Below are 271 nucleotides of genomic sequence, written 5' to 3'. Positions count from 1 at the left end.
CATGCCGTTCCAGATAATGTTGATGCGATTGTCGGTCTTGCGACCTGCCTTCTGGAATCCGGAGATGCGGAAAAGGCGCGGGAAATTCTGGCTCAGCTTCCGGATGACAAACAGAATGCGCCTGCCGTTCGAGCGCTGGAAGCGCGCCTTGCGCTGGCTGATCAGGTCAAGCTCATCGGTGATCCGATTGCGCTTGAGAAGCGAATTCAGGCTGATCCGAAGGATTATCAGGCCCGGTTTGATCTTGCGCAGGTGCGTAATGCACAGGGGC

At 56.5% G+C, this 271-nt stretch carries 1 protein-coding gene; it reads left to right on the top strand.

The window, feature by feature from the left end; translation table 11 throughout:
* The coding region (locus tag SB754_RS20365; RefSeq protein WP_410784178.1) for a tetratricopeptide repeat protein at positions 1–271 on the top strand (271 nt) is incomplete at both ends.

It is taken from the genome of Leifsonia sp. SIMBA_070 (genome assembly GCF_046534635.1).
Lineage (GTDB): Bacteria > Actinomycetota > Actinomycetes > Actinomycetales > Microbacteriaceae > Leifsonia.
The sequence above is the reverse complement of the archived record's forward strand: the minus strand, read 5'-3'. Positions and strand labels throughout refer to the sequence as shown.